The 23,794-nt window shown below is 64.8% G+C and carries 24 protein-coding genes, 1 pseudogene and 1 riboswitch; of the genes and pseudogenes, 15 read left to right on the top strand and 10 right to left on the bottom strand.

Annotated features, from left to right (window positions below; all coding sequences use genetic code 11):
• Nucleotides 1–105: 105 nt before the first annotated feature.
• A complete protein-coding gene (locus L3X40_RS06980; protein WP_066556809.1) occupies nt 106–1,398 on the top strand; it encodes an NRAMP family divalent metal transporter in 1,293 nt (430 codons plus the stop codon).
• Between the two features lie 88 nt (nt 1,399–1,486).
• Here the strand turns inward: L3X40_RS06980 and L3X40_RS06975 are convergent, their stop codons facing one another.
• Both L3X40_RS06975 and L3X40_RS06970 read right to left on the bottom strand, forming a co-directional pair.
• On the bottom strand, nt 1,487–1,669 hold the full coding sequence (locus L3X40_RS06975) for a hypothetical protein (RefSeq protein WP_066556810.1): 183 nt from the start codon (nt 1,667–1,669) through the stop codon (nt 1,487–1,489).
• 118 nt (nt 1,670–1,787) lie between these two features.
• The gene (locus L3X40_RS06970) at nt 1,788–1,964 is read right to left on the bottom strand and encodes a DUF3606 domain-containing protein (RefSeq protein ID WP_082748565.1); all 177 of its coding nucleotides are present in this window, start codon (nt 1,962–1,964) and stop codon (nt 1,788–1,790) included.
• A 123-nt stretch (nt 1,965–2,087) separates the two neighbouring features.
• On the opposite strand from L3X40_RS06970, the pseudogene ligD reads away from it, so the two are divergent.
• The 4 genes and pseudogenes from ligD to L3X40_RS06950 all read left to right on the top strand — a co-directional run.
• Nucleotides 2,088–3,956: pseudogene (gene ligD / locus L3X40_RS06965) on the top strand (DNA ligase D); the annotation flags it as partial.
• Complete coding sequence (gene xth / locus L3X40_RS06960; protein WP_066556814.1) at nt 3,953–4,771, top strand: exodeoxyribonuclease III; 819 nt, start codon at nt 3,953–3,955, stop codon at nt 4,769–4,771. The pseudogene ligD and the gene xth, both read left to right, overlap by 4 nt.
• On the top strand, nt 4,768–5,292 hold the full coding sequence (locus L3X40_RS06955; RefSeq protein ID WP_145907274.1) for a cupin: 525 nt from the start codon (nt 4,768–4,770) through the stop codon (nt 5,290–5,292). Before xth ends, L3X40_RS06955 begins: the two co-directional genes overlap by 4 nt.
• Entirely contained in the window at nt 5,282–5,752 is a 471-nt protein-coding gene (locus L3X40_RS06950; RefSeq protein ID WP_197672812.1) for a GFA family protein, read from the top strand. Before L3X40_RS06955 ends, L3X40_RS06950 begins: the two co-directional genes overlap by 11 nt.
• A 57-nt stretch (nt 5,753–5,809) precedes the next feature.
• On the opposite strand, the gene L3X40_RS06945 is transcribed toward L3X40_RS06950, so the two are convergent.
• A complete protein-coding gene (locus L3X40_RS06945) occupies nt 5,810–6,106 on the bottom strand; it encodes a plasmid stabilization protein (protein ID WP_066556817.1) in 297 nt (98 codons plus the stop codon).
• 166 nt (nt 6,107–6,272) lie between these two features.
• On the opposite strand from L3X40_RS06945, the gene L3X40_RS06940 reads away from it, so the two are divergent.
• Nucleotides 6,273–6,506: a hypothetical protein gene (locus L3X40_RS06940; protein ID WP_066556821.1), complete on the top strand. Its 234-nt coding sequence runs from the start codon at nt 6,273–6,275 to the stop codon at nt 6,504–6,506.
• An 83-nt stretch (nt 6,507–6,589) separates the two neighbouring features.
• Here the strand turns inward: L3X40_RS06940 and L3X40_RS06935 are convergent, their stop codons facing one another.
• From L3X40_RS06935 to L3X40_RS06925, 3 genes are all read right to left on the bottom strand, one after another.
• Nucleotides 6,590–6,802 (bottom strand): DUF3072 domain-containing protein, encoded by a 213-nt coding sequence (locus tag L3X40_RS06935; RefSeq protein ID WP_237364985.1) that lies wholly within the window; start codon nt 6,800–6,802, stop codon nt 6,590–6,592.
• Between the two features lie 73 nt (nt 6,803–6,875).
• A complete protein-coding gene (locus L3X40_RS06930; protein ID WP_066556825.1) occupies nt 6,876–7,616 on the bottom strand; it encodes an SDR family oxidoreductase in 741 nt (246 codons plus the stop codon).
• Between the two features lie 204 nt (nt 7,617–7,820).
• Nucleotides 7,821–8,246 (bottom strand): SOS response-associated peptidase family protein, encoded by a 426-nt coding sequence (locus L3X40_RS06925; RefSeq protein WP_066561673.1) that lies wholly within the window; start codon nt 8,244–8,246, stop codon nt 7,821–7,823.
• Between the two features lie 155 nt (nt 8,247–8,401).
• On the opposite strand from L3X40_RS06925, the gene L3X40_RS06920 reads away from it, so the two are divergent.
• From L3X40_RS06920 to folB, 3 genes are all read left to right on the top strand, one after another.
• Nucleotides 8,402–9,022: an SOS response-associated peptidase gene (locus L3X40_RS06920; RefSeq protein WP_066556828.1), complete on the top strand. Its 621-nt coding sequence runs from the start codon at nt 8,402–8,404 to the stop codon at nt 9,020–9,022.
• 294 nt (nt 9,023–9,316) lie between these two features.
• Nucleotides 9,317–9,547 carry a molybdenum ABC transporter permease gene (locus tag L3X40_RS06915; RefSeq protein ID WP_145907278.1) on the top strand — a complete coding sequence of 77 codons (231 nt, stop codon included), beginning with the start codon at nt 9,317–9,319 and terminating at the stop codon, nt 9,545–9,547.
• Between the two features lie 1,033 nt (nt 9,548–10,580).
• A riboswitch (ZMP/ZTP riboswitch) is annotated at nt 10,581–10,660 on the top strand.
• 32 nt (nt 10,661–10,692) lie between these two features.
• The gene (folB, locus tag L3X40_RS06910) at nt 10,693–11,112 is read left to right on the top strand and encodes a dihydroneopterin aldolase (RefSeq protein WP_066556840.1); all 420 of its coding nucleotides are present in this window, start codon (nt 10,693–10,695) and stop codon (nt 11,110–11,112) included.
• A gap of 33 nt (nt 11,113–11,145) precedes the next feature.
• Here folB and L3X40_RS06905 read toward each other — a convergent pair whose 3' ends face one another.
• On the bottom strand, nt 11,146–12,594 hold the full coding sequence (locus tag L3X40_RS06905; RefSeq protein WP_066556842.1) for a cobyric acid synthase: 1,449 nt from the start codon (nt 12,592–12,594) through the stop codon (nt 11,146–11,148).
• Between the two features lie 75 nt (nt 12,595–12,669).
• Nucleotides 12,670–13,290, bottom strand: coding sequence for a DJ-1/PfpI family protein (locus L3X40_RS06900; protein ID WP_237364984.1), 621 nt, complete (start codon nt 13,288–13,290; stop codon nt 12,670–12,672).
• Nucleotides 13,291–13,619: 329 nt separating this feature from the next.
• On the opposite strand from L3X40_RS06900, the gene L3X40_RS06895 reads away from it, so the two are divergent.
• Entirely contained in the window at nt 13,620–13,823 is a 204-nt protein-coding gene (locus L3X40_RS06895; RefSeq protein ID WP_145907280.1) for a hypothetical protein, read from the top strand.
• On the opposite strand, the gene L3X40_RS06890 is transcribed toward L3X40_RS06895, so the two are convergent.
• The gene (locus tag L3X40_RS06890) at nt 13,820–13,981 is read right to left on the bottom strand and encodes a hypothetical protein (protein ID WP_237364983.1); all 162 of its coding nucleotides are present in this window, start codon (nt 13,979–13,981) and stop codon (nt 13,820–13,822) included. The genes L3X40_RS06895 and L3X40_RS06890 overlap by 4 nt on opposite strands.
• Before the next feature lie 391 nt (nt 13,982–14,372).
• On the opposite strand from L3X40_RS06890, the gene L3X40_RS06885 reads away from it, so the two are divergent.
• Genes L3X40_RS06885 through L3X40_RS06875 form a run of 3 tightly spaced genes read left to right on the top strand, consistent with a single transcriptional unit; the run spans nt 14,373 to nt 20,141 of the window.
• On the top strand, nt 14,373–15,149 hold the full coding sequence (locus tag L3X40_RS06885) for an ImuA family protein (protein ID WP_082748571.1): 777 nt from the start codon (nt 14,373–14,375) through the stop codon (nt 15,147–15,149).
• Nucleotides 15,067–16,878, top strand: coding sequence for a DUF6504 family protein (locus L3X40_RS06880; protein WP_082748573.1), 1,812 nt, complete (start codon nt 15,067–15,069; stop codon nt 16,876–16,878). The genes L3X40_RS06885 and L3X40_RS06880 overlap by 83 nt, the downstream gene beginning before the upstream one ends.
• Entirely contained in the window at nt 16,878–20,141 is a 3,264-nt protein-coding gene (locus L3X40_RS06875) for an error-prone DNA polymerase (protein WP_237364982.1), read from the top strand. The genes L3X40_RS06880 and L3X40_RS06875 overlap by 1 nt, the downstream gene beginning before the upstream one ends.
• A gap of 73 nt (nt 20,142–20,214) precedes the next feature.
• Here L3X40_RS06875 and L3X40_RS06870 read toward each other — a convergent pair whose 3' ends face one another.
• Complete coding sequence (locus L3X40_RS06870; RefSeq protein ID WP_066556854.1) at nt 20,215–22,191, bottom strand: MFS transporter; 1,977 nt, start codon at nt 22,189–22,191, stop codon at nt 20,215–20,217.
• 84 nt (nt 22,192–22,275) lie between these two features.
• Here L3X40_RS06870 and L3X40_RS06865 point away from each other — a divergent pair, with 84 nt between their 5' ends.
• Complete coding sequence (locus L3X40_RS06865) at nt 22,276–23,004, top strand: dienelactone hydrolase family protein (protein WP_066556863.1); 729 nt, start codon at nt 22,276–22,278, stop codon at nt 23,002–23,004.
• 34 nt (nt 23,005–23,038) lie between these two features.
• The gene (locus L3X40_RS06860; protein WP_066556865.1) at nt 23,039–23,596 is read left to right on the top strand and encodes an NADPH-dependent FMN reductase; all 558 of its coding nucleotides are present in this window, start codon (nt 23,039–23,041) and stop codon (nt 23,594–23,596) included.
• Nucleotides 23,597–23,794: the final 198 nt, after the last annotated feature.

Here is a 23,794-nt window from a genome sequence, read left to right as displayed (position 1 = left end):
TGGCAAAAATCGCTCTTGACCCTGATGGCTGAGCCGTCCTTCTAAGTTGGGCGCTGCGCTGAACCGTTTATTCGTGGCGGAGGCCACCAGATTAAAGGACGGGACTTGGACTCTTTCAGCGCTGACGCCAGTATAGAAAAACCCGAGCGACCCAAGCTGCTGAAGGTATTGGGTCCTGGTCTCATAACCGGGGCGTCGGACGACGATCCGAGTGGCATCGCAACCTATTCCCAGGTGGGTGCGCAATTCGGTTACGGCCTGAGCTGGGTAATGCTCTTCAGCTGGCCGCTAATGTGCGCGATCCAGGAGATTGCCGCGCGCATCGGGCGCGTTACCGGCCGAGGTATCGCGGGTAATCTGAGGCGACATTATCCCGCCGGGGTCGGCTACGGCATCGTGGCGTTGCTGGTGATCGCGAACATCATCAACATCGGCGCCGATCTCGGCGCAATGGGCGCCGCGCTCAAGCTCCTCATCGGCGGGCCGGCACTCGTATATGTGGCGGGCTTCGGGCTGGTCACCGTGCTGCTGGAGGTCTTCTCGCAATATTCCCGCTACGTCTCCATTCTGAAATGGCTGACGCTCTCGCTCTTCGCCTATGTCGGCGTCGCCTTTGTCGTGCATGTTCCCTGGACCACCGTCGCGCATAGTCTGGTCGTTCCGAACATCACGTTATCCGCGAGCTATATGACCGCGGTTGTGGCGATCCTCGGCACGACGATCAGCCCGTATCTGTTCTTCTGGCAAGCCGAGGAGGAGGTCGACGAAGTTCGGGAGCGCAGCCATGCGAAGCCCCTGGAGCGTGCTCCGCAGGAGGCCGATGTAGAATTCAGGCGGATTCGGATCGACACCTTTGTCGGGATGGCGCTCTCGAACGCGGTCGCCCTGTTCATCATCGTGACCGTCGCCGCGACGCTGCATGCCAAGGGCGTGACGGACATCCAGACCTCCTCAGAAGCCGCGGAGGCGCTTCGGCCGATCGCCGGTCGCTTTGCCTCTCTCGTCTTCGCGGTGGGCATTATCGGCACAGGGCTCCTGGCATTGCCGGTGCTGGCTGGGTCCTCTGCCTATGCCCTGGGCGAGACATTCGGATGGCATGTGGGCCTAGCGCGCCGGCCAGGCCGCGCGAAGGCGTTTTACGCCGCCATCGCCATCGCAACGCTCCTCGGGGTGGTGCTGAATGTCAGCCCTATCGATCCGATCAAGGCGCTTTTCTGGAGCGCGGTTATCAATGGGGTCGTCGCCGTTCCGGTCATGGCCCTGATGATGCATCTGTCGAGCCACGGTCCCGCCATGGGGGATTTCAGGCTTCCCTTTGGACTGAAGATCGTCGGCTGGACAGCGACCGCTGTTATGACGCTTGCGGCGATCGGATTGTTTGCGACCTGGGGCGCATAGCGTTCCGGCGATGGCAAACAGGGAAGCAGGCCCTGTCGAACCTGATGCGGTGGGGGCTTTTCCTAATCGTGTCTCGAAGCCACCGGCATTAATGCCGCGTCTCGTGCTTGGCCCGGACGATATCAAAACTCCGGTCCGGATCTTGCTCTTGACGTGCGTTGGCCAAGGCTTCGTCGATTTTCTTCATGATGCCGGCGGCATTCTTCCTTTGGCGGCGCCAAAGCACGAGTAAGCCAATAGGTACAAAGGCAAAGGCTATCGTAAACGCCATAACTTGCTCGGCTCCCCCATGAGGTCATAGCCGATGGCAAGTCAATTTAACAGGGTCTTCCATGCCGGCGACGACGATCGGTGCTGGCTCCGTCCTGCATCGATCGTCGACGCACATTCTAACGATTGAGATATTTTTCTACCGCGGTAGCGCTGTTGCCGACCGTTTCGACGGCTTCCTGAAGTTTCTCGCGGCTGATGCCGAACCTTTCGGTCCAATATTCGACTTCGTAATCCTCACCCATGGCAATGCGCGCGCTGTCCTGGGGCGCTCGAACTGTCTTGTCGTCTGCCATTTCGGCCTCCTTGTTGCCGCAGCTTCAACGTCCTCGATTCCGGAGAGTTTCTGCGTCGTCGACAAAGGGGAACGATTGGCGGTCGAATCGAGTCTTGGAGTGATGGGAAGAACGCTCACTTCAATTGCGCGCCAGGGAGCTGCGGATCGCGGCGGTCGAACGACAGCCCGATCCGTCGCTCGCGCCGGCCCACCTCCATTCCGGCCCCTCCAGCTCGCGCGGCTCGTTGACGTCGTTCCCTCGGGCGACCGTTGGCTGCACGAGATGAAATATGACGGTTACCGGACCCTGGTCGCGATCGGTGGTGGCGAGGCGCGCGCCTATACGCGCTCGGGGCTCGACTGGTCGGATCGCTTCGCGGGCATCCTCGCGGACGCGCTCAAGCTCAAAGTCGGCTCGGCGCTGATCGATGGCGAGGCGGTGGTGCTCGATGCCGAAGGGCGATCGAGCTTCCAGGCGCTGCAAGGCGCGCTCAAGGGCGCGCCGGGCAACATCGACTATTATGCATTCGATCTGCTCGAGCTGGACGGCGAGGACCTGACGGGCCTCCCGCTTGTCGACCGCAAGGCAAAGCTTCGGGCGATCCTGCAGAGGTCCAAGAACCGGATCCGCTTTTCGGATCATATCGTCGGCAGCGGCGAGAAGCTGCTCAGCAGCTTCTGCGCCGCCGGTCTCGAAGGCGTTGTCTCCAAGCTCGTAACCGGCAAATATGTCGGCGCGCGCTCGGGTGGCTGGCTGAAGACCAAGTGCATCAAGCGCCAGGAATTCGTGATCGTCGGCTGGACCCCATCGGACAAATCGCGCTCGTTCCGCTCGTTGATCCTCGGCGTCCACGACAAGGGTGAGCTTCGCTATGCCGGCAAGGTCGGGACTGGCTTCGACACGGCCGAGCTGTTCCGGCTGATGGAGATCATGAAGCAGACGGATCCGACCCTGAAGGCGCCGCGCGCCGAGGTCCGCGGCGCGCACTGGCTGAAGCCAACGCTGGTCGCCGAGATCGCCTATACCGAGATGACCAACGAAGGCACGCTTCGGCATCCGAGCTATCTCGGCTTGCGCGAGGACAAGAAGCCCGAAGCGGTCGTGCTCGAGACCGAAGCGCCGGTCGAGGAAGCGACCGCGCCGGCATCGTCGCTGGTGAAGATAAGCAATCGAGAGCGCGTCATCTATCCCGAGAGCAACATCACCAAGGGACAGCTTGCCGACTATTATGACGCGGTGGCCCCGATCATGCTGCCCTGGACCGGCTCGCGGCCGATCAGCCTGGTGCGCTGCCCGCAGGGTCGCGCCAGGAAATGCTTCTTCCAGAAGCATGATGCCGGCAGCTTCGGCGATGCCGTCCACCACATCCGGATCATGGAGAAAGACGGCCACGAGGAGCCCTACCTCTACATCGACACGCCCGAAGGGCTGATGACCTGCGTCCAGATGGGCACGATTGAATTCCATGGTTGGGGCGCGCGCATCGAGGATGTCGAGAAGGCCGATAGGCTGGTGTTCGATCTCGATCCGGACGAGGGTCTGGATTTCGAGAATGTGAGAACCGCGGCCTTCCATTTCCGCGACATTCTGAAATCGATAGGCCTGGAGACCTTCCCGATGCTGACCGGCGGCAAGGGCGTCCATGTCATCGCGCCGCTCACGCCCCGCGCCGAATGGCCCGAGGTCAAGGACTTCGCACACCGGCTTGCCCAGGCGGTGGCGCAGTCGGACCCCGCGCATTTCACCGCCGCTCTGCCCAAGGCGCAGCGCAAGGGCCGCATCTTCGTCGACTATCTGAGGAACCAGCGCGGCGCGACGGCGGTGATGCCTTACAGCGCGCGGTCGCGCGAGGGCGCGCCGGTCGCGGCGCCCATCACATGGAAGGAAATGGAAACGATCGACAAGCCCTCGCATTTCCATGTCGGCGACGCGAAGGAATTGTTGAAGCGGGCAAGGTCCAGAGCGTTGTCAGCTTGGGGACGCGCCGACCAGGAACTCCCGGACCTGTGAAGATCGCCACATACAATGTGAACGGCGTCAATGGCCGGTTGCCAGTGCTGCTGCGATGGCTCAACCTCGCGGAGCCCGACATCGTTTGTTTGCAGGAGTTGAAGGCGCCGCAGGAGAATTTCCCAGAGCATGCGATCCGCGCCGCCGGCTATCAGGCAATCTGGCACGGCCAGAGCCGCTGGAACGGCGTCGCGCTGCTGAGCCGCGTCGGCGAAATCCACGAGACCCGGCGCGGCCTGCCTGGCGACCCCGACGACGTGCAAAGCCGCTATATCGAAGCGGCGGTGGGCGGCGTGCTGATCGCCGGGCTCTATCTTCCGAATGGCAATCCGCGTCCTGGCTCCAAATTCGACTTCAAGCTGCGCTGGTTCGACCGGCTGCACGAGCATCTGGGAACGCTGATCGATCTTGACGCGCCGGTGATCGTCGCGGGCGACTACAACGTGATGCCGACCGACATCGACGTCTATGCCCCCGAGCGGTGGCGCGAAGACGCGCTGTTCGCGCCAGAGGTTAGGGCGGCCTGGCAGCGGCTCCTCGACCAGGGCTGGACCGACGCCATCCGGCATCTCCATCCCCGCGACACGATCTACACCTTCTGGAAATATTGGCGCGGCGCGTTCGAGCGGAACGCGGGCCTGCGCATCGACCATTTTCTGCTCAACCCGGCAGCCGCTGCCAGGCTTGTCGCAGCGGAGGTCGACACGCGGGCGCGAGGCTGGGAGAAGACCAGCGACCATGCGCCGGTGTGGATCGAGCTTGGCGAGGCGAAACAAAAGCGCCGACGAAAGATCGCAGCGCAGGAGCACTTATGATGGAGACCGAGCAGTTCCTCCTCCATGAGAATGGCTGGGTGCCGAACAATGATCGGCTGCCGGTTCTCGTTTATCGTGGCGTGGTCCATACCGAGGGTGACAAAGCGGCGCAGCAATTCGAAAAGATGTTCGCCGATCATGGTTGGCCGCCACAGTGGCGCGACACCGTCTATGACTACCATCATTACCATTCGACCGCGCATGAGGCGCTCGGCATCGCCGCAGGCTCGGGGACGCTGATGCTCGGCGGCCCCGGGGGCCGCAAGATTGCCGTCAGCGCCGGCGATGCGCTCGTTCTGCCCGTCGGCACCGGGCATCGCCGCCTCGATGTCAGTGACGACTTTCTCGTGGTCGGGGCCTATCCGCAAGGTCAGGGGTGGGACATCCGCCGAGATGCGCCGTCGGCCGAGACGCGCCGCCATATGCACGCCCTCGCAATCCCGAACCACGATCCCGTTGCCGGCGCGTCGGGCGTCCTTACCGAGCATTGGCACGAACAGGAGCGGGCCGGTGACAACTGACGATATCTGCGAAGATGCCCTCCCGCTGACCGGCCGCTGTGCCTGCGGCGCGATCCATTATGATTTGCTGTCGCCCCCATTCGATGCCGGATACTGCCACTGTCGCATCTGTCAGCTGATGAGCGGGGCGCCGGTCATGGCGTTCGCGACCGTCCCGCTGGCAGACTATCACGTCACCAGCGGCGAGCCTTTTGTCCGCCTGTCCTCGGAGTTTGGCGAACGCGGATTCTGCGGCGCCTGCGGGACGCCGCTCACCATGCGGGTCACCCACCAGCCGGATACGATCGATTTCACGATCGCGACGCTCGAGTGGCCGGAGGCGGTCGCGCCGGGATTCCATATCTGGGTACAAAGTCGCATCGCCTGGTTCGGGACAAGCGATAGCCTGCCACGACATGCCCGTTTCCGGGCCGATACGGTCGGTCTCACTGACGAGGTAGCCCGAGGCGCATGCGCCTGAGCTTTGTGAACGAGGCTATGGCGACAGGGAATCGATCGAGTCACGCCTGCGGTGGGTTCACTTGCCGCCAGCGTTCCTCCGCCGCGTCTCCCACCCCTTGCGGGCGGCCGCCGAGCGCTGTTCGGCCGAGCCGGACTTGTGAGCGCGTCCGCCGCGCGATGATGAGACGTGCGTGTCCTTCTTGCCGCGACCCGATCCCGACTTGTTGCCGCCGCCGGATTCCTTGTTGACCGTCGCCCAGGCGCGGCTCTCCGCTTCCTTCTTGGGCGTGCCGCGCTTTTCATATCCTTCCTCGATATGCTCGGCCTTGCGCTTTTGCTTGTCGGTGTAGCTGCTCTTGTCGCCCTGGGGCATTGTTCGACTCCTTCATTGCCCCGTCTTCGAGAACCCTTGACGCGCGCTCTGGTTTCCATCGGCTCGCTGCGGCGCGCCGAGCCGCTGCTACGGCTCATCCCTCAGGCGGGATCGCAATCGCCGTGCCGGTGTTGTGAACGCTAATCGAGATAGCAGGAGAATCAGGATGCCCGGTAAGAACTTGGCAGGCAGCGGACGCGACGATGGCGACCTCAATGCTGAACCCAGCACGCCATCCCAGTCGGGCAGCAGCGGCGGTACGCTGGCAATCGATATCGGCAGCGAGGATGAGGAAAAGACGGCGCTGGGCGGCGATCCCGAACCGACGCGCGTCACCAAGCAGGACAAGGTTCAGTCACGCATTCCGACGCGTTCGGACCACGAGAGCGCGGTCGGCTAAGCGTCGGGAGCGGATCGGCGGATGCCTTATCGCGTCTTGGCTAGCGGCGATGTGGTCGGTTGGCTTTGCCGCCGATCGCCGCCCTAGCGGCCGAGTTTTGCCTTGAGGTCATCAACAGCTTGGATGCGTCCGCTTTGCTCAGATCGCGGGACGGTGGCTCGACCTGTGCCTCTTCGCACAACGTCGGCCTGCGGGCCGGTCATGCGACCGTTGCCAGACACCCAATCCTCGGGATCCTTTTCGGTGTACGAGCCCGGGTGCTCGTCGAACTTGGGATCGTGGAGATGCTCCTGCATTTGGGTGCCTCGCGTTCGCTATCCCGGTAATCGGGTCGCTGATTCATGACGGCTAGTGGGGCGCGAGTGGGCGCTACTGCATCACTAATCCGCCGTCGACCGCATACTGGCTTCCGGTGACATAAGAGGCATCGTCAGACAGAAGGAAAAGGGCCACCGCTGCCGCCTCAGCAGCGGTTCCAGCGCGTCCAAGCGGCACCTGCCCGATGACGAATTGTTCAAAGCCCCGCTTGGCTTCTTCCGGCAGGAAATGGCGGAAATTTGTCTCGATTGGCCCAGGCACCAAAACATTGACGCGGATTCCGCGCGGCGCGAGCGCCGTGGCCCACGATCGCGCCATCGCAACGATGGCGCCCTTGGTGGCGGCATAGAGGCTGGTTGAAGCCGCTCCTTCGTAGGTGGATGAGGAAGACGTGACCACGACCGAACCGCCGGCGCTGAGAAGGGACGACAGGCTTGCGAGCTGGAGCATCGGCCCTCGGACGTTCGCCGCCATCATCCGGTCAAACGCGCTAGCCTCCATCTCTTCAGGCGCACCGAGGGCGGCATAGCCAGCGTTCAGCCACAGACCATCCAGTCCACCGTCTGATCGTACCGCATCCGCCAACGCGTCCGGCGAAGCGGGATCAGCCGCGTCGTTGAAGAGAACCTGTCCGCTCTCGCCCAAGCATCTGCGAGTTCCGCTGATTCGCGATGCGTCCAGGCCGGTGACTATGACTGCGCCGCCCTCGGCGACGATGCGCTTGGCGCCAGCGAGCCCCATACCACTGGTGCCGCCGGTAATCAGGATGCGCTTGTTCGTGAACCTGGCCATAGGCGACGACTAGCACCCGGGAGCAGCGCGCGCACCCTGCGGGAAGATCAATCGGAATGTTCGACACCGTAGCCCCAGGCTGACCTCGCGTCGTGAGCATTCCGCCGGCACGCGTCGGGATATGAAAATTCAATCTGGGCACTACTAGATCGACATGCCCATTCCCGAACTGCGCGATGCAGGAGTGTCAAAAAGCAGCGCCGCTCATAGCGCCAGCGCGGCCTGACGCGGGCCGTCCATTATCTCTTTGATGAGGAAGGTTCGTGCAGGCGGTGCCTCGAGAAGATCAATTTCGGGCATCTGATGGTCGAGCCATTGCATCACCTGGCGTCGGTGGATGATCGCGCCATGCCGCTCCTGGTAGCGGGCAATCTCGGGATTCGCAGGCACCGTGACGATTCGGTAGCAGAGCGGCCATTCGCCCATCGCAGGCTCCCAGATGCCGGCGAGATAGAAGAAGTTGCCGCCGTCGAGAGTAACGCGATACCGCTTGTCGCCGACCGTCATCTGGAATTCCGAGGCCGGAATCAGGCAGCGTTGGCTTGGAAATGTGCGGCCTTCGGAACGCACGAAGCGGAATGGCGTGCCGTCGCTGAACCGGGGATTGGAACCCCAGGTCGCCTCAAGCATCTCGATTTCTTGCATCGTCTCGGGATTGCGCCGGATGATGGCACGGCGTGCCCCAAGTGGAGCATCCGAATCGAAAGGGAGGGGCTTTGAGTCCATGGCCGGAACATACAGGGAACGATGGCTAACGGCAAGCAGCGGCTGCGACAGGAGGGCGAATGTGTAACGATTACCGGCTGGAGGTCGACATCGCTTCGATCGTCGAGGATTTCGACAACCTCAAGATCAAGATCAGCACGCCCGAGGGCACGCCGAACGTTGCGGCCCGCGAGGACATCAGGATCAGCGATACCGCCCCGATCGTGCGGAGTGTCGAAGGAACACGCGGCGCGGGAGAACTGGTCAACCGGCGCTGGAGCTGGCCGGGCCCGAACGGCAAGCCGGTGTATAATTTTCGGTCGGAGGGCCGGGACTTCACTTCGCATCGCTGCCTGATCCTGGCGGACGGATTCTACGAGCATACGAGGCCCGAGCAGCCCGGCCAGAAGCGCAAGACAAAGTGGCTGTTCACGCTGCGCGATCATCCCTGGTTTTGCATCGCCGGCATCTGGCGGGAGCATACCGAGATCGGCGAAGCCTTCACCATGCTGACGACCGAGCCGGGGGAGGATGTCGCTCCCTACCACAGTCGCCAGGTCATACCGCTCCCCCGCGATCAGTGGTCCGGCTGGCTCGATCCGGATGTTCCGGCGCACGACGTGCTTCGCGCATTGCCCAAGGGTAGCCTGCTCGTGACGCGAGTCTATCCGCCCGCTCCGGCACAGGCGGCGATGCTCTGACCATGGCCGGCAAGCCTTCGCTCACTGTGCCGAGGCGAACGCGGGACGTGCTGCTAGAGGCCGGCCCGGCGCTGCCTGGCGGCGTTACCGAGCTATTCGCGCATCCGGTTCACGATGGCGAGGAACTACGCGGCTACGATCATCGGCACGCGGACATACGGGTCCATGATGCTGTGGCATTGCTGGACCCGGATATGGCGGGGTTGCTGGACAGGTGCGGCGTTAGACGCATCAGCTTCCGAGAGATTCGGGAGTGCAGCGAGCCGCCAAGACTACGGCAGGAAGGGATAACCCATGCGTTTGGTTATGGGTCTTGTGTTTCTGGCGATCGGCGTCGCCATCATCTTCTGGACCAACAAGCGCGCGTTCAAGCGGCGCAATATGGCGGGCGTTCAGGAGTTCAGCTCCTACGGCCATTCGCTGCTGATCCGGACCCTTGAGAGGTTCGGCCGGATCGGAGCTTGGTTTTTCATCCTGGCCGGCGCGGGCTCGCTGTTGATGTTCTTTGTCACGGGGCGCGGTTGACGAGCGCGGCGCGCGCGCCAGATCCCGCATAGTCGAAAGCGACTATGGCGGGCAGGGAAGGGGGCCGTTCAGCGGCCCCTTTTTCCGCTGCGCGGCGGCGAACTCGTTTCTCGAGCTCGCATAGTCGCGGTCGACTACGGTGGACCAAATATGGTCCCCCGGCGGTAGCGCAAGGGGGGGATGGCCGCCGCCGGGGGTGGTTGGCCTCGTTGCTCGGGGGCAGAGCAGCGGGCCGTATGAAGCATATAGTGCGTTCGGGCACGGTTTCCATTGTCGGGCTTCCCTGCCTGCCCCGACCATCGCCGCGATGGGTATGGCGCGCGACGAAAGGCCCAAGGATCAGTGTTCAATACGTGCGGCCAGGACCGCGAACAGGACGCACCCGGTTCAGAGGCAGGCACCCTTCCTTTTCGGGAGCGTGCCGCCGGCTGTTCCAACACGCCCGCAAATGATGGGGAATGTGATCGAGTAGGACGTGCATGTGCTTAATTCATTGCCGATAGGCCGCATAGGCTGAGGCCTAGAACGCCTGAACAAAGATCCGACGGGGGCCGGCGTCTCGCGGGCGGTGGTCCAACCTTTTATCCACGTCGCCACTATGCCGGGATCGGCCATCAGATCGTTTTCAGCCATATCCCCGCCTAGCATACATCAATGCCTATTTGGCCGGTTGAGCGGGTTCCGGCCCACGGCGCGAGGGCGGCGCCGACCGCCTCCGTATCCATGATGCACGCGCACAGGCGCGCGGCGGTTTCCAGCCCATTCGCGTGATCGGCGGGCTCCATATCCGCCGTGGCGTCGGAGACGGGACCGCCGTGACAGGTGACGTTTTGCTGATTCAACCATCGCCCCGAGCACGGCGGCGATGGTCGCAAATATGACGACATGCCGCGCCCTAAAGGGAGCGCCACCAGACCGCGCTAAGGCTCAGAGTCGGCTTCGTCATGGGCCGTTGATGCCACGCCAGCCACAAAGTCGGCAAGAGCGGCCGACACCATTGCAGTTGAGAGGCTTGTTGCGGCGCGCTAGTAAACCGCGTTCGCGCGACTGGCGATTGAGATGGAGCACCATCGGGAAGCGCGAGCGGTCGAGCCCCGCGCCTGGGCAATCGGGAAATCCGATCCACCTTCAAGCGACGGACCGCTATGTTGACCACCATCCAGATCACCGCCTTGCAGACCTACGGCTATCACGGTCTGTTCGAGGAAGAACGCAGCCTCGGGCAGAAATTCAGCTTCGATGTGGAAGCGACGCTGGCGCCGACGACGACCCATCGGGATGACAAGTTGAGCGGGTCGATCCGCTATGACGGCGTGGTGGATGCGGTCGTGGCGCTCGCGGGCGAGGCCAAATATCAGACGCTCGAAGCGCTTGGCGAGGCGGTCGCGATCGGCCTGCTCCGCCAATTCCCCGCGATCGAGACCATCTCGGTCGGCGTCTCCAAGTTCAGCCCGCCGATCCCCCACACGTTGAGCAAGGTCGGCATTGGGGTCCGACTCGCGCGCGCCGAGCTGGACGACAAGGCCGGCCGGATTGCCGAACCGGCCTATGCCGGTGCCAGCTAGAAGCGAAGCGAGGCTGCTGTTGGCCTTGGTCTGCTAGGCTGAAAGGGCGAGTATCGCATCGATATCGATATGCCGTTCGAGTTCGGCGGCAAGGCCATCAAGCGCAGCATCAACCGAGGCGTGATAATCGACGCCCCCACCCTTGCCGCCAAGCCGCGCGGCCCATGCCGCGCGTTGCCGTGTGTCCGCCAGCAGCCCGTGAAGGTAGGTGCCCGAGACCAGGCCGTCGGCGCTCATCGCACCATCACTCCGCCCATCATCGAGGTGCACGAGCGGGCGCGCCGTGTCGGAGCCGAAGGTCGTGCCGATGTGTATCTCATATCCCTCGCAGCGCTCGCCCAGCGCCTCGCCCGAAACCCGCCGCAGCGCCTTGTCGCCTGCGAGCACAGTTTCGACATCGAGCAGCCCGAGGCCCGCCACGTCCGCGGGTGGCCCCTCGATGCCGTACGGGTCCGCGATCCGCTTGCCGAGCATCTGATAGCCGCCGCACAGGCCCAGCACCGCGCCGCCACGACGGCGATGGGCGAGGATATCAATATCCCAGCCTTCGCGCCGGATCGCGGCGAGATCGGCGATCGTCGCCTTGGAACCCGGCAGCACGATCAAAGCAGCCTCGGCCGGGATCGGTTGGCCTGGCGGGATCATCGCCAGTTCTATGCCCGGTTCGAGCTTGAGTGGATCGAGATCGTCGAAATTGGAGATACGCGGCGTGATGGGGCAGGCGATCAGCAATCTGTCGGAGGTGAGCGCGCCCTGCTTTTCCAGCACGACCGCATCCTCACTTGGCAGCCGCGCACAATCGGCGAGCCAGGGCACCACGCCCAAGCCGCGCCAGCCCGACAGGCGCGAGATGTCGCGATAACCGTCCTCGAAAAGCGCGGGATCACCGCGAAACTTGTTGATGAGGAATCCGTGGATCATCGCCGCGTCTTCGGGATCGATCACCGCGCGCGTGCCGACGATTGCCGCGATCACCCCGCCGCGATCGATGTCGCCAACCAGGATGACCGGCACGGAAGCCGCGCGGGCGAAACCCATATTGGCGATATCGCCTGCGCGCAGATTGATTTCGGCGGGGGAACCGGCACCCTCGACCACCACGATATCGCATTGCGCGCGCAGACGCCGATAGCTCGCCAGCACATCGTCCAACAGAGCGGCGCGGGCTTCGCGAAAATTGCCGGCCGCGAGTGTGCCTCGCACTTTCCCGTGGACGATGAGTTGGGCAGTCCGGTCGGCTTGGGGCTTCAACAACACGGGGTTCATATCGGCCGTTGGTTCGACCCGGCACGCGATCGCCTGTGTGGCCTGGGCACGACCAATCTCGCCGCCATCGATCGTTACCGCAGCGTTGTTGGACATGTTTTGCGGCTTGAAGGGCCGAACCGCTAGTCCGCGATTGGCAAGGACGCGGCATAGCCCGGCGACGAGGACCGACTTGCCAACATCGGAGCCGGTGCCCTGAAGCATCACAGCGCCCATGCGACGGCCTCGGGAAAGACGGCCGTGGTGTAAAGCGAGTGCAGCTCCCAGCCCAAGGTTGATCCGATCGCCGCGTCAGGCCGCGAGCGACCGATCGGCACTGAGGAACGGCGAGACGGCCGCAATCGCCCGATCGACATATAGCGCCTTCTCACCAACCGGCGCGACGTAGTGCATGGCCTCTTCGGCATCGCGCAGCGAGGCCCCGCGCGCGATCATCCACGTCGCTAGGTATTGCGACGCGAGGCACCCGCCAGCAGTCGCCACATTCCCATGCGCCACGAATGGCGCATCGAGCACCTTCACGCCCGCCTCGATGACCCACGGCTTTGTGGTCAGGTCCGTGCAGGCTGGCAAACCGCCGATCAGGCCGAGCTTGGCGAGAAGGAGTGTGCCCGAGCATTGCGCGGCGATGAGCTGGCGCGAGGGATCGAGCTTGAAGCGTGACAGAAGTTCGGTGTCGGCGGCAATCTCGCGCGTCTTAATCCCGCTGCCTATCAGCACGGCGTCAGCTTCGGCCGCGAATTCAATCGGGCGCTGGCGGGAAATGGTGACGCCGTTCATCGACGTGACTTGCTCTGTTGGGGATGTGATATGCGCCGCCCAGCCCTTCGCCTTTAGACGGTTCAGGATTGCGGCAGCGACGAACGAATCCAGCTCGTTGAAGCCATCGAACGTCAGAACTGCAATCTGCATTGAAACCTCCTGCCGAATAGCGCCTATCCCGCGCCGCCTGTTGAGGCCGTCGGTGAGACGGCGGATGCCCTACCATATGTCCGCAATGGTGCGCGTCTAGAAAAACGATGCTTTCGAGAACACACTAAAGCGGTTCGAGCGGATCGGCCGGGGCGCGTCGATCGCAACAATGGCGCGAATCCAAGACGGAACGCCGGCAGGGCTAGAGGCCATTCACGCCGAGTTCGGCGATGGGGTGGAAATACAGGTCCACGATATACTGCACCGGACGAACCCACGATCTTATGATATAGGGGACGGGCTCAAACACTGGCAGGAGGAACTAAGCCGTGGATCGACCGAGCAGAGATTATTCGACCAGCTCTGTCGCATCAGGCGAGAGGGACGAGGCTCCGACGACTTCGAGCGCCAAGCGCGAGGCCAGCCCATCGCGGCGCGGGACGCGCGCGTGGCACGCCAGTCTGACGGAAGCGGCGAAGCGCCTGGCGACGAACCCCGACGAACAGGCGAAGATCGAGGCACGGAGCTTCTAAGGGGCCTCTACGTCCCCACGGCCGCCGAAAAGTCGGCGGCCGAGGCCCCGGCAGACGACGGCACCTATACCGGCCCGATCGTCGCCATCGACACCAAGACCGCCACGCACCTCGTAGGCGGCAAGCGGATCGACCATCAGCTCCGCTTTCTCCGGCAAGACCGGCGACCTGGCCGAAGGCAAGACGCTCGCGATCACCTGTCGTGGCGGGATCGGAAAAATAGTCGATCCCCAAACCCAAGCCAAACCCGCTCCCGGGGCCGCTAGCGTGCGGGGGGGGACCCGGATCTGCAGCATAGTTTCGGCCGACTATGGTGGACGAAAAGGGGGCCGGGATTACTCCCGGCCCCCCAACTCCCGGATCGGGGCGAGCGCCGGCAGGCGCGGCCCCCGAGGCGTCGGCCCCCGCGCTGCGCTGTGAAGCGAGTTGCACGCGGAGCGACGACGATCTTGCGCGCATCGATACTCGGCGAGCTGATCGGAATCAGCAGCCTTGACGAATCCTCCGACTCATTGGAACATAATAGGAACGAAAGAGTCGACGTGACTGATGTCCATGCAACCCGCCCCAATCGATCGGCCTCGCGCCGAACAGCTTGCCGCACTTCGCGCGCAGCTTGCGCAGGCGCACGCCCCGCGCGGGCCGGTGCTGGCGTTCGAACTCGCGGCGCTCGACGACCGGTTGGCCGATCGCGGTCTCGACGGCGCCGGCCTGCACGAGATCGCGGCCGCCAGCTCCGCGCTGAGCGATGACGCCGCGGCGACGCTGTTCGCGGCCGGAATCGCCGCCCGGTTCGCAGGCCAGCCAGGATCTACGGTGCTGTGGGCGCTGACCCGATTCGATCTCTATGCGCCGGGCCTCGAACAGGTCGGGCTTCGCCCCGATCGCGTCCTGTATGCCCAGGGCCGCAAGGACAGCGACGTGCTCGCGCTCGCCGAGGATGGCTTGCGCGACGGTTCGCTTGCTTGCGTGATCGCCGAGATAAAGGCGGCCGACCAGACCGCCACGCGGCGGCTCCAGCTTGCCGCGTCGGACGGCAAGACGCCGATGCTGCTCTATCGGCGCCATCGGTCGCGCGAGCGCTGCCCGCTCGAGCAGCCATCCTCGGCGATGACGCGCTGGCGCATCGGCTGCATCTCGTCGGCACGGCTTCCCTATCCCGGCGTCGGCCGGGGCCGCTGGTTGGTCGAGCTGATCCGCCAGCGGAACGGCAATCCTTTTTCTCTTGAAGTTGATGCTTGTGATGACACGGGTCGCCTCGCTCTACCTGCCGCAGCTCCCGATCGAGCGGCTGCGCCGGTCGGAGCGGCCAGCCAAGCCGCCTGAGCTGGTCCCCCTCCCGCAGGTGGTGTTACCACCGATTGACGACGATCCCGGCGCTTGCTCGGCACCACGCGGCGGCGGCTGGCGCCCCGGTGCGCGCTGGGCGCGCGACGACACAATTGGGCAGGGGCCGCGCCAGGCCGAGATCGACGCGCTCCCCAAGCACCAGCGCCCTACCATGCAGCAGATGGGACGGCGCAGCGAGCCAGTCGAACATCCGTTCAGGGCGATGCCGCCCGATGAGGGCGCGCCGGATTATGCGCCGGGATGGCTGCAGCCGGCGGTGGTGACGTTCGGCAGGCCGGTGATCCTGATCGAACGCGTCGGGCAACGCGATGTCGTCACCGCGGCCTGCCCGCTCGCGCTGGACCTGGGCCTGCGGCCTGGCATGGCCGCCGCCCACGCCCGCGCGCTTGTCACTGATCTCGACGTACGCGATGCCGAAGGCGAGAAGGACCGCGCCTTGCTCGATCGGCTTGCTCTGCACGCGATCGGTCGCTGGACGCCGACCGCCAGCGTCGCCGCACCGGACGGACTGTGGCTCGATCTCACCGGCACCACCCACCTGTTCGGCGGCGAACAGCGCTTCTGTCGGCGTCTGCTCGCTTTCCTGCGCAGGCTCGGCTTCACCGCCACGATCGCGATCGCCGGTACGCCGGGCGCGGCGCATGCGCTCGCGCGCTATGGCGGAGACGCCATTACCGTCCTGCCGCCCGGCGCCGAAACGCGGGCGATCGCCGAACTGCCACTCGCCGCCCTGCGCCTGGCCCCGGAGGCGCTGACCGCCGCCGCCCGGTTCGGGCTGGAGCGGGTCGCGGACCTGTATCCGATGCCGCGCGGCCCGCTCGCGCGGCGGTTGGGCGTCGCGACGGTCCAGCGGCTCGACCAGGCGCGCGGGGCTGTGGCTGAGCCGATCGTGCCGGTCGTGCCATTCGAGGAACCGCACGTCGCACGTCGGCTGCTCGAACCGATCGGCACGGCTGAGGCGATTACGCAGGTCATCGGCGATCTCGTCGACGATATGGTGGGCCTGCTCCAGGCACGCGGGCTCGGCCTGCGCGCGGCGGTGCTGACCTGCGTTCGGGTCGATGGCGAGGCGCAGCACATCGGCCTCGGCACCGCCAGGGCCACGCGCGATGCGAAGCATCTCAAGCGTATGTTGGGGATGCGGGTCGAGCGGATCGAGCCGGGACTGGGAATCGAGGCGATGGCGCTCGCAGCGCCGCGCGTCGAAGACCTGTTCCCGCACGCGCTGGGTGCCCGACTTGGTGGTGAGACCCAGGCGTCCGATCTCGCGCCCTTGGTCGATCAGCTCGCCGGCCGCGTCGGCGACGCCGCCCTGTTCCGCGTGGGCAGCCAGGAAAGCGACGTTCCCGAGCGCGCCGCCTGCCGCGCCGACGCGCTCGCGTGCCCGACCGGATGGCCGGCATGGAAGCGGCCGGCGCGGCTGCTGCGTCGGCCCGAGCTGCTGGGACAAGTCGTCGCGCTGCTGCCCGACCATCCGCCCCGCCGCTTCGTCTGGCGCGGCAAGCGCTATCGCGTCGTCGCCGGCGACGGTCCCGAGAGGATTCATGGCGAATGGTGGCGCAAACCCCAAGAGATGTGGGCAATCCGGGACTATTTCCGGGTCGAGGCGGAAGGCGGCGAGCGTTTCTGGTTGTTCCGGCGCGGTGATGGTGTGGACGCGCCGACCGGCGATCTCTCCTGGTACATGCACGGGCTGTTCGGCTGATGGCGGTCTACGTCGAGCTTCAGGTCACAAGCCACTTTTCGTTCCTGCGCGGCGCGTCCTCACCCGAGGAGCTGTTCGCCGCGGCGGCGTTGCAGGGCCATAAGGCGCTTGGCCATGCCGATTGGGGGAGCGTCGCCGGCGTCGTCCGGGGCTGGGAAGGGCAAAAAGCGACCGGCGTCCGCATGATTCCCGGTGCGCGGGTTGAGCTGACCGATGGCCGCGCGCTGCTGTTCTACCCCACGACACGCCCGGCCTGGTCGCGGCTCACCCGGTTGCTGACGGCGGGCAAGACACGCGGCGGCAAGGGCTGCTGCATCCTCGACTGGAGCGACGTCGTCGCCCACGCCGACGGGCTGATCGCGATCCTCGTGCCGGACTTGCCGGACGACACGACCGCCGCGCATCTTGGCGAGCTGCGCGAGGTGTTCGGCGCGCGCGGCTATCTGGCGCTGTCGCTGCGGCGCCGGCCGGACGATGCCGAGCGACTGCACCGACTCGATGCAATGGCCCGCGATGCGGGGATGCGCGGCGTCGCGACCGGCGATGTCCTCTATCACGCGGCCGAGCGGCGGCCGTTGCAGGACGTCATGACCGCGATCCGCGAGAAGACCACCATCGATGCGCTCGGGTTCAGGCGCGAGCGGCATATGGACCGTGACCTGAAGGCGCCGGCCGAGATGGAGCGTCGGTTCGCGGCTTTCCCCGATGCGATCCAGGCAAGCGCCGATATCGCCGCGCAATGCCGGTTCGACCTTGGCGAGATCCAGTATCAATATCCCTATGAGCAGGTGATGGCCGGCCGGACGGCGCAGGAAGCGCTCGCCGCGCTGACCGAGGAAGCCGCCGCGCGGATGTTTCCCGATGGCCTTCACCCAGGCTATCGCGGCCAGATCGATCACGAACTGCGGCTGATCGATCAGCTTGGCTACGCGCCCTATTTCCTGACCGTCAACGCGATCGTCGCCGAGAGCCGGCGGCGCGGCATTCTGTGTCAGGGACGGGGCTCGGCCGCCAATAGCTGCGTCTGCTACATGCTCGGCATCACCTCGATCGATCCGATCAAGCACGAGCTGTTGTTCGAACGGTTCGTGAGCGGAGAGCGCAAGGAACCACCTGACATCGACGTCGATTTCGAGCATGAGCGGCGCGAAGAGATCATCCAGTGGATCTACGAGACCTACGGCCGCCACCGCTCGGCGCTGACCGCGGTCATCACCCGCTACCGCACGCGCGGCGCGGTCGCCGAGGTCGGCAAGGCGCTCGGCCTGCCGCGCGATCTCACCAAGATGCTGACCGGCCTGGTGTGGGGCTGGTCGATGGACGGCATCCCGGACGAACAGATCGCCTCGCTCAACCTCAATGCCGAGGATCACCGCCTCAAGCTGACGCTCGAGCTGGCCCGCCAGCTCGTCGGCACGCCGCGTCACCTTTCGCAGCATCCCGGCGGGTTTGTGCTCACCCAGGAGCGATTGGACGACCTCGTGCCGATCGAGCCGGCGCGGATGGAAGACCGTCAGATCATCGAATGGGACAAGGATGATATCGACGCCTTGAAGTTCATGAAGGTGGACGTCCTGGGGCTCGGGATGCTTGGCTGCATGAACCGCGCCTTCAATCTCCTGAAGGAGATGAAGGGAATCAAGGTCGGAATGGCCGACCTGCAGGACGATGACCCGGGCGTCTATGCGATGATCCAGAAGGCCGATACCTTGGGCGTCTTCCAGATCGAGTCCCGTGCGCAGATGTCGATGCTGCCGCGGATCAAGCCGAACAAATTCTACGATCTGGTCATCGAGGTCGCGATCGTCCGGCCTGGACCGATCCAGGGCGATATGGTCCATCCCTATCTCCGTCGCCGCGAAGGCAAGGAGAAGCCCGAATACCCCAAGCCGGAACTCCGCGCCGTGCTCGAGAAGACGCTGGGCGTGCCGCTGTTTCAGGAGCAGGCGATGAAGGTCGCGATCGTGGGTGCGGGCTTCACGCCCGCCGAGGCCGATCAGCTGCGCCGCGCAATGGCGACGTTCAAGCTCACCGGCGGCGTCAGCCATTTCTACGACAAGCTCGTCGGCGGCATGGTGGAGCGCGGATACCCACAAGACTTCGCGGAGCGCACCTTCAAGCAGATCGAGGGATTCGGCAGCTATGGCTTTCCCGAGAGTCACGCCGCATCGTTCGCCAAGATTGCCTATGCGTCATGCTGGGTGAAGCATCACCATCCCGACGTCTTCTGCGCGGCCTTGCTCAATGCGCAGCCGATGGGCTTCTATGCGCCCGCGCAAATCGTGAAGGACGCGCGCAACCACGGTATCGAGGTGCGTCCGGTGTCGATCAACGACAGCCATTGGGATTGCACGCTCGAGGCGACCGGCGGTCGTTATATGGCGGTGCGGCTCGGGTTCCGGCAGGTGCGCGGGCTCGCCAATCTTCACGGTGCGGCGATCGTCGGCGCGCGCGGGCCGGCACCCTATGAGAGCGTCGAGGAAGTATGGCGCCGCGCCGCTGTGCCGCGCGCTGCGATCGAGCGACTGGCCGAGGCAGATGCCTTCCACTGCATCGCCGAGAACCGGCGGCAGGGATTGTGGAAGGTGAAGGGTCTGGGCGAAGCGCCGCTGCCGCTGTTCGTGGCGGCCGACGAGCGCGACGCCAAGTTCAGCCCCGAAGGGCTGGAGCCATTGGTGGCGCTCCGCCCGATGAGCGATGGCCGCGAAGTGGTCGAGGACTATCGTGCGCTCCAGCTCTCGCTGCGCGGCTATCCGGTGAGCTTCCTGCGCGGCCAGCTCGACGCGATGAAGATCGCGCGATGTGTCGATCTCCCGACCATCCGCGATGGCCGCAATGTCGAGGTCGCCGGCGTGGTCCTTGTTCGACAGCGCCCCGGTTCAGCCAAGGGCGTGCTGTTCGTAACGATCGAGGATGAGACCGGCATCGCCAACGGCATCCTCTGGCCCGATCGGTTCGAGATCTACCGCCGACAGGTCATGTCCGCTTCGATGATCGCGATCAGAGGGCGCCTCCAGAAGGAGGGAGAGATCATCCACATCATTTGCGACCGCATCACCGACCATAACGCCATGCTCCGTTCGATCGGGCGAATGGATTTCGCGGTGGCGCAAGCACGCGGCGATGGCTCGAAGAATGGCGGCGGTCCCGATCCGCGCGATCCCGCATGGAGCCCGCGCGGCCGTGTATTGGCTTCGCCGCCCTGTGGCAGCGCAGCCGAGCAAGAAGAGATTCTGCGCGTCCGCAGCCATGACTTTCATTGATAGAGCGAGCGAAGCCACGCAATCCTGGGCATGCTTCTGCCGCGATCATGTTCGACGATCGCCGAGCGTGCGCTCAGGATATTCTCGCGTTCAGGGTAGGCAGTTCCGCCACCAGCTCGCGCGCCAGTCCATTGAGCATCGTCCTGACCTCCTCATGCTCCTCGGGCGACCAGCGTTCGAGGATATGCGCCAACCACGCGCGATAGCCTGCGATGATGTTCTCGAAGATCGCGCGGCCGGCATCCGAGACCGCAAGGCGGCCCTCGCGCGCGCGCCTCAGCAAACCCCGGTCGACAAGTCGGCCGGCGATCGGCCCCAGAGATCCTTCGCCCAGGTTCGCCGGTAATGCTTGCGGAGCCCGACAGAGCTGTACGAGCAGCCACATCTCATCCGGTGCGAGCGAGATTCCGCGTCGTTCGGCGATGCGGCGATATGTCTCCCAGCGATGCTCCCGCCGGCCCAGGCGCGTCACGATCAGCTCGAGCTCGTCCAGCGAGGTCGCGTCATGCGGCATTGCGAAGCTCTCGCCGATTGTCTCCGACCGCTCGCCATCCCGCAGCGGCACCTCCTTCAGGAACCAGGTCAGCAGGAAAGCGAATGCTGCGATCACCGCCGCCGACAGGAACACGGGGTGCAGCGCTGCGGTGAATACCTCAAGATAGACATGGCGAACGCCCGGCGGCAGCGCGGCGATCGCCACAGCATCGCTCGCCGTCGGCAGCCTGGCACCCGCCGGCATGCGGCTGGCGAGCCCGCTCGCCAGGTTCGCGGCGAAGATCGCGCCGAACAGCGACACGCCGACCGAGCCGCCGGTCGAGCGAAACAAGGTCGTGCCAGACGTGGCGACGCCCAGATTCCGGTAGTCGATAGCGTTCTGGACGGCCAGGACCAGCACCTGCATGACCATGCCGAGCCCAAGGCCGAGCACCAGCATGTAAGCGGGCGCCACCCAGATGCTGCTCGCTACGCCGAGCGTGGAGAGCAAGCCCAGACCGACCGTCATCACCGCGGTGCCGATGATAGGAAACAGCCGATAGCGCCCGATCCGGCTGATGATCTGCCCGCTGGCGATCGAGGTCACGAGCACGCCCCCCATCATCGGCGTCAACTGCAAACCGGCGGTGGACGGGCTCACGCCCTTCACCACCTGCAGATAGATCGGCATGTATGTGACCGAGCCGAACATCGCCAGGCCGACGATGAACCCGACCGCGCAGGCGATGAGGAAGGTTGGGTTGGCGAAGAGCGGCAGCGGCAGGATCGGCTCTGCGGCACGGCGTTCGACCATGATGAAGCCAGCCAGCGCGACCAGTGCGACCCCCGCCAGCCCCAGGCTCATAGGGGAATCCCAGGGATAGGTATGGCCGCCAAGGCTGGTGAATAGGACAAGCGCCGTCAGAAAAGTTGCCATCAGCGCGGCCCCGGTCACGTCGATCGCTGGTCGCCGCCGCTCGGCGGGCGAGGTGAAGGCGACGGCGATCACGCCCAGCGCCAGGAGGCCCAGCGGCAAATTTATGTAGAAGATCCAGCGCCAGCTCAGATGCTCGACAAAGAAGCCACCGATCAACGGTCCGAGCACGGTCGACAGCCCGAACACGCCACCAAAAAAGCCTTGGTATCGGCCCCGGTCGCGCGGCGGGATGATGTCGCCGATCGCCGCCATAGTCGTCACCATCAGCCCGCCCCCGCCGAGTCCCTGAAGCGCGCGGAACGCGATCAGCGCGCCCATGGAGCGGCTGAGCCCGCACAGTGCCGAGCCGGCCAGAAACAACAGGATTGCGCCCTGGAGCACGATCTTGCGCCCGAACAGGTCGCCCAGCTTGCCATAGAGCGGGGTGACGATGGTGGTCGCCAGCATATAGGCGGTGACGATCCACGAAAGGTGCGCGAGCCCGCCAAACTCGCCAACGATCGTCGGCAGCGCCGTCGACACGATCGTCTGATCGAGTGAAGCCAGCAGCATCACCAGCATCAGCGCCCCGAAAATCAGTCGCACCGATTGTGGCGGCGCTGCGGGCGCCGTCGGCGTGACCGATGTCTCCTTGAGCATGCGAACGCGATTCCCTCTCCGTTGCTACGCTCTTCCTCGGGGTCTACCGCTTGTCCTTCAAGAGCAAGTTGGGAGACAAACCGGATGCCCACAGAAACCCTGACCTATTCGGCCGATGGGCTCAAGATGAAGAGCGACCTTTATATCGACGCTTCACGCGCCGGGCCTCGCCCTGGCGTGCTTGTGTTTCCCGAAGCCTTCGGGCTCGGCGATCATGCGAGGTCGCGCGCAGAGCGGCTTGCCGCGCTTGGCTATGTCGCCTTGGCCTGTGACCTTCACGGCCAGGGCAAGGAGTTTGACGCCCTGGACGCCGTGATGGGGCTGATCAATCCACTGCGCGATGATCCGAGTCGAACGCGCGCCCGCGCACGTGGCGGGCTGGACGCGCTGCTTGCGCGGCCGGAGGTCGATGCCACGCGGGTGGCTGCGATCGGCTATTGCTTCGGTGGCACGATGGCGCTCGAGTTGGCGCGGGACGGCGCCGCCATCGTCGGTGCCGTCGGCTTTCACAGCGGGTTGGCGACCGTCGCGCCGGAGGATGCCAAGGCGATCAAGGGCAAGGTGCTCGTCTGCATCGGTGCCGATGATCCCGGCATCGACGCAGCGCAGCGCGCGGCCTTCGAAGCGGAGATGCGGGCAGGCGGCGTCGACTGGCAGATGAACCTTTATGGCGGCGTCGTCCACAGCTTTACCAACCCGGCGGCCGATCGCCTCGGGCGGCCGGACTTCGCCCGCTACGATCCCAAGGCGGATGCGCGATCCTGGGCCGAGATGCGCGCATTCTTCGACGAGATATTCGGCGAAGCCGCATGACCTTTCAAAACACCGCTGGCCGGGAGTTCCTAAAATGACGGCGATCGCAGTTTTCGTCGGAAGCATTCGCAAGCAATCCATCAACCAGCGCCTCGCGCGCGCCGTCGAAGCGCTGGCGGGCAAGCGGTTCGAATTCAGCTATGTCGATATCGGCGGCCTGCCGCACTACAATGAGGATTTGTGGTCGGACCCGCCGGAAAGCGTCCAGACGCTCAAACGAACGATCGAGGCGAGCGACGGCGTGCTGTTCGTCACGCCCGAGTACAACCGGTCGATACCAGGCATCCTCAAGAATGCGATCGACTGGGGATCGCGACCGACGGGTAAGAGCAGCTGGATCGGAAAGCCGTCCGCGATCATGGGCGCCTCGCCAGGCGCGGTCGGCACCGCGGTAGCCCAGTCCCATCTGCGCAACACGCTCTTGGTTCTCGACGTCGTGCTGATGGGCCAACCCGAGGCTTATCTGCAGCTCAAGCCGGACGCGATCGCCGACGACCTCACCATCGCGGACGATCATTTGCGCATCTTGCTCGAGCGGCAGCTGGACGCCTTCGAGGCGTGGATCGGGCGCGTCCGGCGCTGGCACGGCTGAGACACTATCGTTACGAATGGAGGCTCGCCGCGCGTTTCAATACAGCCCGCAGCCAAGCTCATGGACACCCTCCTCGCGTTCGGCGGAGCTGCCGCCACCGATGATCCGCGCGGTCGCAACGCGCGCGCTTCCAATGACTGATCCTCACGCTATGGTCTGATGGCGGGAGGGTGCGAGTCAAAAACTGGAAGGACAAGG

The sequence above is a fragment of the Rhizorhapis sp. SPR117 genome, assembly GCF_021742065.1.
Note: the sequence above shows the minus strand (reverse complement) of the source record. Positions and strands in the feature narration are given on the sequence as shown.

What these genes read in the sequence shown, in the direction of transcription:
- L3X40_RS06900 (WP_237364984.1), bottom strand. Translation starts at nt 13,290, where the DNA reads ATGCAGATTGCAGTTCTGACGTTCGATGGCTTCAACGAGCTGGATTCG.
- L3X40_RS06975 (WP_066556810.1), bottom strand. Translation starts at nt 1,669, where the DNA reads ATGGCGTTTACGATAGCCTTTGCCTTTGTACCTATTGGCTTACTCGTG.
- L3X40_RS06930 (WP_066556825.1), bottom strand. Translation starts at nt 7,616, where the DNA reads ATGGCCAGGTTCACGAACAAGCGCATCCTGATTACCGGCGGCACCAGT.
- L3X40_RS06870 (WP_066556854.1), bottom strand. Translation starts at nt 22,191, where the DNA reads ATGCTCAAGGAGACATCGGTCACGCCGACGGCGCCCGCAGCGCCGCCA.
- L3X40_RS06945 (WP_066556817.1), bottom strand. Translation starts at nt 6,106, where the DNA reads ATGCCCCAGGGCGACAAGAGCAGCTACACCGACAAGCAAAAGCGCAAG.
- L3X40_RS06915 (WP_145907278.1), top strand. Translation starts at nt 9,317, where the DNA reads ATGCGTTTGGTTATGGGTCTTGTGTTTCTGGCGATCGGCGTCGCCATC.
- L3X40_RS06880 (WP_082748573.1), top strand. Translation starts at nt 15,067, where the DNA reads ATGACACGGGTCGCCTCGCTCTACCTGCCGCAGCTCCCGATCGAGCGG.
- L3X40_RS06865 (WP_066556863.1), top strand. Translation starts at nt 22,276, where the DNA reads ATGCCCACAGAAACCCTGACCTATTCGGCCGATGGGCTCAAGATGAAG.
- L3X40_RS06935 (WP_237364985.1), bottom strand. Translation starts at nt 6,802, where the DNA reads ATGCAGGAGCATCTCCACGATCCCAAGTTCGACGAGCACCCGGGCTCG.
- L3X40_RS06955 (WP_145907274.1), top strand. Translation starts at nt 4,768, where the DNA reads ATGATGGAGACCGAGCAGTTCCTCCTCCATGAGAATGGCTGGGTGCCG.
- L3X40_RS06970 (WP_082748565.1), bottom strand. Translation starts at nt 1,964, where the DNA reads ATGGCAGACGACAAGACAGTTCGAGCGCCCCAGGACAGCGCGCGCATT.
- L3X40_RS06925 (WP_066561673.1), bottom strand. Translation starts at nt 8,246, where the DNA reads ATGCTTGAGGCGACCTGGGGTTCCAATCCCCGGTTCAGCGACGGCACG.
- L3X40_RS06905 (WP_066556842.1), bottom strand. Translation starts at nt 12,594, where the DNA reads ATGGGCGCTGTGATGCTTCAGGGCACCGGCTCCGATGTTGGCAAGTCG.
- L3X40_RS06940 (WP_066556821.1), top strand. Translation starts at nt 6,273, where the DNA reads ATGCCCGGTAAGAACTTGGCAGGCAGCGGACGCGACGATGGCGACCTC.
- L3X40_RS06860 (WP_066556865.1), top strand. Translation starts at nt 23,039, where the DNA reads ATGACGGCGATCGCAGTTTTCGTCGGAAGCATTCGCAAGCAATCCATC.
- L3X40_RS06875 (WP_237364982.1), top strand. Translation starts at nt 16,878, where the DNA reads ATGGCGGTCTACGTCGAGCTTCAGGTCACAAGCCACTTTTCGTTCCTG.
- folB (WP_066556840.1), top strand. Translation starts at nt 10,693, where the DNA reads ATGTTGACCACCATCCAGATCACCGCCTTGCAGACCTACGGCTATCAC.
- L3X40_RS06885 (WP_082748571.1), top strand. Translation starts at nt 14,373, where the DNA reads ATGTCCATGCAACCCGCCCCAATCGATCGGCCTCGCGCCGAACAGCTT.
- L3X40_RS06920 (WP_066556828.1), top strand. Translation starts at nt 8,402, where the DNA reads ATGTGTAACGATTACCGGCTGGAGGTCGACATCGCTTCGATCGTCGAG.